Source organism: Phormidesmis sp. 146-12 (assembly GCF_052939495.1).
Window position 1 is genome coordinate 1 of record NZ_JBJPHS010000179.1, and the last position, 8,644, is coordinate 8,644.

An 8,644-nucleotide genomic window follows, 5' to 3' on the forward strand; every position below is an offset into this window, starting at 1 on the left:
TGGCTATGCTCCGAAACCTGACCTAAATGGGATGTTACTATTATTCGTGCACAACTGGTACTTTATTTAATTGCAGATCCCTTACTGAAGTCTGCGGCTTCGGCAACAAGACCTGAAACGGTGGCTGCGATCGCAAATAAAGCAACAAGGCGAGTCTTGATTCTCAAGTCTTCGTAGGCTACAACGTCGTTAGACGTGACTACGCACCGCGCCAGTTTAACGGCATGGTCTTTACGTTGCCTACTTATTGTGAGATGGCGTAACCCTAGAATCTGTCTTGCTTTTCGTCTGTTGTTCGACCCTTTCACCTTGCGAGAAACACGACGCTGAGAGCGCTTAAGAACCTGTTCACTCTTACGGAGAAACTTAGGATTCTCAATCATCACACCGTCTGAATCGGTGTAGTACTCTTTCAAGCCCACATCTAACCCAACGGTGTTTCCTGATGGCTCTGGCGACTCTGTTCGATTTACATCTACGCAGAACTGAACGTATGCCGGAATCGATCGCGCAATGCCGTCCCAAGTTAGCACAGTGACATCATCTCGAATTGTCCCTGTTTCAAGTGAGATTAAGGCATTTAAGATTTTGAAGGTGCTGCCAGGAAAGAAAGCGGTGCGGTTGCGTGAGGGGTTGTGTTCATAGAAGCGATCGTGATTTTTATCGTAGATGACGATCGCGCCGTCGATGCCCAACTCTTGGAAAGCTTTGCTGAGATTGGGAGCCTGTGCAATCTGAATCGGCTCAGAAGGGTTGAGTAGCCCATGCGGAGTTGTGCTTTGCGCGAATTGTGTGCAGATCGCTAAACTGCAAAGCAATAGCAGCGCAAGGCTAGAAACAGTGATGAACCTCGATTTAAACCGTTTGCCTAAAGCAGCTTTGATTCTACGCATTGTCTTCCCCTTCCTAAAATCGCAGGCTGAGGGATGCAACTGAGGTGAGAGCGATTCCGGCAAGCCTCGATTGACACGAAACGCATCAAGCAAGCTGTTCGTCCCAAAAGGAGGCTTCTACTTTGTGTCCATCGGGGTCGCGCACAAAACAGCCATAGTAAGCTGCACTATATTCTGAGCGAGAACCTGGCGCGCCGTCGTCTGTGCCTCCTGCGGCGAGTGCGGCTTCATAGAAGGCGTGGACAGCTTCTTTCGTCGGAGCAATAAAGCCAATATGTGTGCCATTGCCAACGGTCGCAGGTTGTTCATCAAACGGAGTTCCGACCCAGAATTCAGGATATTGTTTGCCGTAAGCAATGGCACCGGGATGTTCCATCAACCGCCTGCAGCCAAGCGTGAGTAAAACGCGATCGTAGAATGCAATCGCTCGTTCAAAATGATTAGTACCGATTGAAACATGCGAGAGAATGCTAGGGTTATTGTCCATCTCTAAATTCTCCATGCGTTCGTTTGAAACTTACACTACATTGTAGTCAATCAAACTTCTCATCCTCAACATGACTGAACACAGCGCATGGCGAATTTCATTAGCTCACAAAATCGCTTCTGCTTTTACAGCGAATCCCAACATTGAAGCGTGTTTTGTGTTTGGCTCGGCAGCATTAGGGATTTCAGACCAGTACTCTGATCTTGAATTAGCCTTCATCTGGTCACACTTGCCGTCCGTCGAAGAATTACAAGCCACAGCGCAAAGGGTTGGGGTTAGAAGTTGGGAAATTGAGCCGTATGGAGAAGCAAAACAAGGATGGTTGGAGCAGTTCTATTTATACGACATGAAAGTCGAAGCGGGTCATTGGGTGCGAAGTACAATAGATAGCACTGTAACTGATGTGGTTGAGCGTTACGATGTGTCGCAATACGGACTGGTGTTTGAGAAGCAAGCGGACACTCTTCGCGTGAGCCGAAGGCAACGCATCTCATCTTCAACATGCTGTGATTCTTCATGGCGAAGACCTGATCAAACATTGGCAAAATCGGCTTTCTCCCTATCCTGAAGCACTTGCGGTTGCAATGGTTCAGAAGCATCTGAAATTCCGCCCATTCGATGGTCAAAACATCTTGACCGAACGCCTTGAGACTCCGATGCTGTACGAAAATAGGTGCATGATTGTGCGGTGGCTGCTCAACCTGTTGTTTGGGCTGAATCGCATCTATCATCCTGGCTTCAAGTGGACGCGCTACTGGGTGAATGAAATGAACATCAAACCGTCTAGATTCTTCGATCGGCTAGCGTATATTTTTCAATCGGATGCGACGATCGGACTCCTTGAACTGCGCCAACTCGTCGAGGAAACGTTCGAGCTAGTAGAAAGGACATTGCCACAGGTTGATCTCAAGCAGCAACGCGAGAGATTCAATCGAACTAATCCCAAATGGACGTTACCCATCGAATGGAAATCGTAACCAAAAGATTCCTGCTGCGGGATTTCGTTGAGAATCAGAACCGGTCAACTTCGGAGATTACGATCTCATCCCAGCCAATCCGCCTCTTCGTCCATCTCCTGAAGCTCACCCTTGACCCTCCAAAGCTGACGCACGAGCTTCCGAAGCTGAGACTTGAGCTTCCAAAGCTTACCCCCTGAGCTTCTGAAGATCACCTCATGAACGCCCGAAACTGAAATCTAAGCTTTCAAAGCTGACACACGAGCTTCTGAAGCTCTCCTCTCCGCTGTCCAACCTCGATTAGCGCTCTGCGCTAATCGAGGAACCGCAAGATTTTGATAGTACCGCAAGAATTAGGTAGTGGAGCCACGATCGTTTTCCTGCACTTTGGTCACTGCCGGATCTTGGAAAAGTTGCTCTACGAAGGTCTGAATCATTGCACGACCCAAACCGCGACCAAGTTGCTCCGAGTTACATAGAAACTGGTCAATGCCTCTCGCACCCGGATCGGTTTCCTGTTCCCACCACCCATCCCCCGCTCCCATCACGATGTAAGACTGGATAAATCCAATAGGTTCATTTTCAAGTAAAGCAATGTAAGCTTGTGTGGTCGATTCGCCGGTTATAGAAGGTAGATACTCACACTCCACATCGGCGTAAGTTTTAGGATTGTCCCACCATTCTGAGACATGCGATCGATGTAGCCACTCATGTAGCATTGGCAGATCGGAAGCAACCAACGGTCTAAAAGAAATCACTTTGATTGAATCCTCATTTTAAGAAAATGCACTCTCTCCATCTATCTATCAAATTCTTACGACACTATCAAAATCTTGGGATCAATTTCGACAAACTGCGTCAACAGATGATTTTCAGATCCGATTCAACTGTAATACGACATACTACAAATGCTGCTCACTCTCAAGGATGAGTTTGAGCAATAGATTTCGCAAATGGCTCTACCAATGCCCGAACTCGCGCCGCATCGTCTGGATCAACCAAGGGCACTCCGTGAGCAGGAATGATCACAGGATTATTTGCTAATGCCTCTAACACTGTCCGAGCTACGGCTTGAACATCAGGACAGAGGAGCCTCGCATAAACTCGATTGATGTTCAAGCCAGGCGCACTTTTTGCCCACCAAAACAGCACTCTTGTCCAGGACTTCGGCAATGCTGACCAATTGATTACCAACTCATCAACATAGACAATCGGACGTTCTGCTTGATGAACGATCGCAATTGTCCCTCCTTTCTTCGTACCTGGAACTTCTCGAAATTCAACCGTTGAAGCAAATAGCTTGGAAACGGGTGTGAAAGAGAGCCGTCCAATGTGTCTCAGTTGCTCAATTGAGATCGCAGGTGCATAGGGAATCGCATCAGGGTAGCGAGCTTGCCACTCGTTTTGACCTAGATCATGTCCAGAATGAGGTGCAATCAAAGCAGCTACTTTTCCTTGTTGATCGATCGCTGCAAAATCTGCTTCTGAAAGTCCGATCGGGGGACTCACGATCGCGAGTTCACCGTCGTCGAGCGGAAGTGCAACAGCATTCGCCTTGTATCCATTTGCCACGTATTCGTAAACCCAAACATTGCTGCCTGAAGTGACTTCTTGCCAAACCATAATTCTTCCTCCAATGGTTTGCAGCGTTCTTGCTTCTCAGTATATTTATGACTGAACTAACAGTCAATAGAAAAGCATAAATTGCTAAACTGTAGCCTGGTTGTTTACGTGTTGCTCAAAAAGTGTCTGGCTCTAATTCTATTTACTTTTAGAGCAGTTCTAGTCGATCGCCTGAAACCTGCTAGCTGGCTGATCGCGTGACTTGCTTCCACTCAGCACGATATTTGTCTTTTTCGACTTCATCCAGAAACGTTGCTTCCAAAGTATTCACATTGAGTTGCCAAAGTTCTTCCCAGCTAAAGCCCTGTGCTGCAAGCGTTAAATACTCGTTCGTCAAACTCGTGGAAAACATGGCTGGATCGTCTGAGTTGACGGTGCAGTACAGCCCAGCATCAACCATCTTGCGGATGGGGTGAGGCTGACTTCGCTCGACAACCCCTAAACAATAGTTGCTTTGGGGAGACACTTCTAAAGGAATTTGATGTTGGCGGAGGACTTCCACTAAGTTGGGATCGTCTAAACACCGAATGCCATGTCCAATTCGCTCAGGTCTCAAAGTATTCACTGCGCCCCAGATGCTTTCTGCTCCCACTGCCTCCCCTGCATGAGCCACCAAGCGGAGTCCTTGCCGACGGGCTTGAGCAAACGTTTCTGTGAACAATTCTGGTGGATACCCAACTTCAAGTCCTCCGATCCCTAAGCCTACAAATAACCCACGCTCTTTCCCTTTCACCACAAACTCCAAAACGCGCTCTTGAGAATCAGGAATCTCACGTGCAATATCGGGAATGAAATTAATCTGGCAGTGATAGTTGGCTTCCCCCGCAGATCGTCCTGCCGCAATCGCGTCTAAAATTTCGTCATCCTGAAACTTTTGAATCAGAAACGAGGCACTCAAGAAAGCTTCCGTGTAGCGAATGTTTTCCTCAGCTTGTCGTTTGTAGAGCCGTTCAATCATCAGCGCATAGTCTTCTGGTGTTTGCAAGCACCGAACCGCTGCTGCGTAAACCTCGATAAAATGCGAAAAATCGCGAAACTCAAAAAATGACTTCCATTCGTCTAATGAACTCATCGGTAACTCAACGTGATTCTGCTGCGCCATGTGATAAAACGTCTCTGCGTCTGTTGCGGCTTCGACGTGAACATGGATTTCAACTTTGGGCATAGCGCGAAGCCAAGCCGCGAGTTCAGGAGCAATTGAGGTCACTGTGTTAGTGTGTGGCATAAACTCAGCCTCTTAATTTGTACCGTTGTCGATCAATCAGCATCAGCAACGCAGGCGGGATAAACAGCCAAAATCCCGAAATCGGTTCAAGCGTAATTCCAACAGCAGCCGTTAGCAAGAGCATCCAACCCGGAAAACTGGGTAAGGTCATCTCTCTTGTTTGTGCCCAACAACAGAGCCATCCGATGATTAGGACAAATGGCGTGACCATCATGCACCAAAATGCAGCTTCTCGGTCATAAAAAGGATCTAATGGATTTGGAGCGATCGTATTGAACCAACCCTCCTGCACAATCTCCATCAAAGGTTGAGCAAAAAGCCACCCGTGGATGAGCGGATGGAGAACACCGATCGCAATTAACCAGTACCCACTTACTCGAAGCATCTTTACCTCCTTGGGTCTAAATGATTTTGCCGTATCAAATTGTTCTTGGATACGCTACCGTATGGTTATAGATTAGTGACTTATCTCGCAAATGTCAATACGCCGCCGTATGGTTAAAAAGAATGAGATTTCCAAGCTTAGGCAGCAAGACTGGATCGACTTAGGGCTGAAAGTTTTAGCAGAGAACGGAGTGGAAGCTGTGCGAGTTGAGCCACTTGCTAAATTGCTGAATGTAACGAAGGGTAGCTTCTACTGGCATTTCAAAAATCGAGAAGAGCTTTTAGAAGCCATCCTGCAAGCATGGGTGAATCGTGAAACGGAGAGCATTATTCAGCAAGTTGAGGCAGCAGGGGGTGACGCTTCAGCCAAACTACTTTACTTGTTTGAACTTGCCATTCAAGATAATGGTCAAATCGAAAATGCAATTCGAGCTTGGGCAGCGAATGATTCTAGAGTTACTACAATTCTTGACCAGGTTGATCAGCGTCGTCTCGACTACACAAAGAATTTGTTTTTAGACATTGGCTTCACACCGTTTGAAGCAACAGTACGCGCCCGAATGGTTTACTACGCTCTGGTGGGTGAACTCGTCCTTGGTATTCAGACGAGTCGGGCTGAACGATTAGCTGAGATGCACCTCCAGCATCTTATTCTGACGCGCCAAGATCAATCATGAGCACCAATGGGCGTACTGGAAGGATGGAACACTAGCTTGGATTGCTTAGATGAGTACCTAGCAACGCTATAGTCAAGAAAGCTCACAGCGAATCCTTGAAAAAACTGGACAGTGATGCATTTCAGTGAGCCTCCACTTCAGCCACTCTAACAAATTAATACAAACAAACTACTCATCGAATTGAGTGGTTAAACTTTGGGAAAGCACGTCATTTACTTTCGGAGGGAATGATGCAACTGAATCCTTACCTGAGCTTCGATGGACACTGTGCAACTGCCTTTCAGTTCTATGCACAATGTTTAGGAGGCAGCATTGAGGCGATGATGACCTATGGAGAATCGCCCATGTCAGATCAGACTCCAGCAGCATGGCAGGACAAAATCATGCATACTCAACTGAAAGTCAGCGACATGACGTTGATGGGAGCCGATAGCCCACCAGATATGTATGCTGTTCCTACAGGCTTCTCAGTCATGCTAGGCATCAATGATCCAGAAGAAGCTGAGCGTATATTTAAGGCATTAGCGGAGAACGGAACAATCCAAATGCCGATTCAGAAAACATTCTGGGCTGAGAAGTTCGGCATGTTGACTGACCAATTTGGGACACCGTGGATGGTGAACTGCTATCCCATTGAGTAAATCTAAACATAAGCATCAAATGCAAGGAGTTCAAACGATGGAAGCAACACAAGTACAACCGGAAGCTCGTATGCCTGTGGAACCGCAAAAAGAGCATCAATGGCTTCAGAAACTCGTGGGTGAGTGGACTTATGAAACCGAAGCCAGCATGGGAACTAATCAGCCTGCGATGAAATCAACCGGGACGGAAACGGTGAGATCGATCAGGGATCTCTGGTTCCTGGCTGAAGGGCAAGGTGAGATGCCCGGCTGTGGGCTAGCAACAACAATCATGACGCTCGGTTACGATCCACAGCAGCAAAAATTTGTTGGTTCTTGGATTGGATCAATGATGACCTATCTCTGGCGGTATGAGGGAGAATTAGATGCTTCAGGCAACAAGCTCATTCTCAACTCAGAAGGACCTGTGATGACAGGTGAGAACAAGATGGCGAAGTACCAAGATGTGATTGAGTTCAAGAGCGAGGATCATCGGACTTTGACCTCTCATGCACTGGGTGAAGATGGACAGTGGTATCCGTTTATGACAGCAGACTATCGACGCAAGCAATCATAGGGAATTCCCAGACACCAACCGCTTAGGTGGTATGGTGCTGGCTTCCCAATTCATCAAAAGATGCTTGGGCTGATGAAGAAAAATATTGTTAGTGCTAAGCTTTAAAGCGAAGAATTGAAGAATCAAAGATGCGTCGATGTCTTCTAGCTTTCCTCTTTTTTCCGCTGCTCAGTCTGGGAATGTCGTCTCCTGCATCGGCTCAAGAGCATCCGGTTTTAACTCGATTGTACCTACGCGATCGAGTTGTTGTGATCGAATCGGGTCAAGCTGCATTGGATTCTTGTCTGATCTAACTTGAGTGTAATGATTGTCAACGCTCAACTTCTTTCAGATTCTTATGGGGTTAGCGAACCTGCTTGGAAGTCATTCCAGTGAGGCACTTGAACTGTTGCGTTCCGATAACATCAATATCGACTGATTCGCTGACGAGTGCTACCAGCCATTAACTAGCCCTTGAATTTTAGATTGTGCTTCGTCTAGCCCCCGTTTTCGTGCCTCGTCTCCCATATCTAGACCATTGGCATGAATGAACTGAATGTCGGTCACACCCATGTATTGAAAAGCATACCGGAGCGCAGGTTCCTGACTATCCCATCCTTCGTAAGGAGACTCTGCTCCAAACTCAACGCCTCGCGATGTGATGAACAAAACTTTTTTACCGTCTGCTAGTCCTTTGACTTGACCATTCTCCTCCATGAATGTGCGACCCACACGAACCACTTGATCAATGTAGGCTTTGAAATTGGACGGAATGCTGAAGTTGTACATTGGCACACTGAAAACACATCGAACACGCTTCGCGTGAGCCGAAGGCAACGGCTACCAAAAACTCATCCACTAACTCATCAGAAAACTTCAGCAGTTCAGCCATTTCTGAAGTCAGTGCTTCTGGCGCAGTAAAAGCAGCCGCAATCCAGTCTTCGGTGACGTGAGGAACTGGTGTTTGTCTTAAATCACGATAGGTGATCACGTCATCAGGATGTAAGTCTTGCCACGCATCGATAAACTTCTTTGCCAGCTTGCGAGATTTGGAGCGATCGCCCCGTGGACTTGAATCAATATGCAGAATGCTTGCCATATTGCCTTAACCAGAAATTTCAATTGCCATCTAGACAGTAAGCTACTGCTAATACGAAACTCACGGAACAATTGCAGTAACGCGGATCTCAATCCGCATCGTTGGAAGTCCAAGAGCCACAACT

14 protein-coding genes are annotated in these 8,644 nt (G+C 47.1%); 6 read left to right on the plus strand and 8 right to left on the minus strand.

From position 1 onward, the window contains the following. Positions 1–62 precede the first annotated feature (62 nt). Positions 63–893, minus strand: a complete 831-nt coding sequence (locus ACKFKF_RS33255; RefSeq protein WP_446871660.1) for an RNA-guided endonuclease InsQ/TnpB family protein — start codon at positions 891–893, stop codon at positions 63–65. A gap of 85 nt (positions 894–978) precedes the next feature. Further along, complete coding sequence (locus ACKFKF_RS33260; RefSeq protein ID WP_446871661.1) at positions 979–1,380, minus strand: VOC family protein; 402 nt, start codon at positions 1,378–1,380, stop codon at positions 979–981. A gap of 70 nt (positions 1,381–1,450) precedes the next feature. Between ACKFKF_RS33260 and ACKFKF_RS33265 the strand changes: the two genes are divergently transcribed. Together ACKFKF_RS33265 and ACKFKF_RS33270 are read left to right on the plus strand one after the other, a co-directional pair. Next, entirely contained in the window at positions 1,451–1,948 is a 498-nt protein-coding gene (locus ACKFKF_RS33265) for a hypothetical protein (protein ID WP_446871662.1), read from the plus strand. Next, positions 1,887–2,357 carry a DUF4037 domain-containing protein gene (locus tag ACKFKF_RS33270; RefSeq protein WP_446871663.1) on the plus strand — a complete coding sequence of 157 codons (471 nt, stop codon included), beginning with the start codon at positions 1,887–1,889 and terminating at the stop codon, positions 2,355–2,357. Before ACKFKF_RS33265 ends, ACKFKF_RS33270 begins: the two co-directional genes overlap by 62 nt. A gap of 332 nt (positions 2,358–2,689) precedes the next feature. Here ACKFKF_RS33270 and ACKFKF_RS33275 read toward each other — a convergent pair whose 3' ends face one another. The 4 genes from ACKFKF_RS33275 to ACKFKF_RS33290 all read right to left on the minus strand — a co-directional run bounded on the left by ACKFKF_RS33275 (position 2,690) and on the right by ACKFKF_RS33290 (position 5,569). Next, a complete protein-coding gene (locus ACKFKF_RS33275) occupies positions 2,690–3,094 on the minus strand; it encodes a GNAT family N-acetyltransferase (protein ID WP_446871664.1) in 405 nt (134 codons plus the stop codon). 163 nt (positions 3,095–3,257) lie between these two features. Then, positions 3,258–3,959, minus strand: a complete 702-nt coding sequence (locus ACKFKF_RS33280; RefSeq protein WP_446871665.1) for a hypothetical protein — start codon at positions 3,957–3,959, stop codon at positions 3,258–3,260. Positions 3,960–4,140: 181 nt separating this feature from the next. After that, positions 4,141–5,184, minus strand: coding sequence for an adenosine deaminase (gene add / locus ACKFKF_RS33285; RefSeq protein ID WP_446871666.1), 1,044 nt, complete (start codon positions 5,182–5,184; stop codon positions 4,141–4,143). Positions 5,185–5,188: 4 nt separating this feature from the next. After that, positions 5,189–5,569 (minus strand): DUF6463 family protein, encoded by a 381-nt coding sequence (locus tag ACKFKF_RS33290; protein ID WP_446868554.1) that lies wholly within the window; start codon positions 5,567–5,569, stop codon positions 5,189–5,191. 91 nt (positions 5,570–5,660) lie between these two features. Here ACKFKF_RS33290 and ACKFKF_RS33295 point away from each other — a divergent pair, with 91 nt between their 5' ends. The 4 genes from ACKFKF_RS33295 to ACKFKF_RS33310 all read left to right on the plus strand — a co-directional run bounded on the left by ACKFKF_RS33295 (position 5,661) and on the right by ACKFKF_RS33310 (position 7,735). Next, complete coding sequence (locus tag ACKFKF_RS33295; protein WP_446871667.1) at positions 5,661–6,245, plus strand: TetR/AcrR family transcriptional regulator; 585 nt, start codon at positions 5,661–5,663, stop codon at positions 6,243–6,245. A 230-nt stretch (positions 6,246–6,475) separates the two neighbouring features. Further along, complete coding sequence (locus ACKFKF_RS33300; RefSeq protein WP_446868561.1) at positions 6,476–6,886, plus strand: VOC family protein; 411 nt, start codon at positions 6,476–6,478, stop codon at positions 6,884–6,886. 37 nt (positions 6,887–6,923) lie between these two features. Beyond that, entirely contained in the window at positions 6,924–7,442 is a 519-nt protein-coding gene (locus ACKFKF_RS33305; RefSeq protein ID WP_446868562.1) for a DUF1579 domain-containing protein, read from the plus strand. Positions 7,443–7,570: 128 nt separating this feature from the next. Continuing rightward, a complete protein-coding gene (locus ACKFKF_RS33310; protein ID WP_446871668.1) occupies positions 7,571–7,735 on the plus strand; it encodes a hypothetical protein in 165 nt (54 codons plus the stop codon). A 139-nt stretch (positions 7,736–7,874) separates the two neighbouring features. On the opposite strand, the gene ACKFKF_RS33315 is transcribed toward ACKFKF_RS33310, so the two are convergent. Together ACKFKF_RS33315 and ACKFKF_RS33320 are read right to left on the minus strand one after the other, a co-directional pair. After that, complete coding sequence (locus tag ACKFKF_RS33315; protein ID WP_446871669.1) at positions 7,875–8,210, minus strand: FMN-dependent NADH-azoreductase; 336 nt, start codon at positions 8,208–8,210, stop codon at positions 7,875–7,877. After that, positions 8,167–8,520, minus strand: a complete 354-nt coding sequence (locus ACKFKF_RS33320) for an FMN-dependent NADH-azoreductase (RefSeq protein ID WP_446871670.1) — start codon at positions 8,518–8,520, stop codon at positions 8,167–8,169. Before ACKFKF_RS33320 ends, ACKFKF_RS33315 begins: the two co-directional genes overlap by 44 nt. Positions 8,521–8,644: the final 124 nt, after the last annotated feature.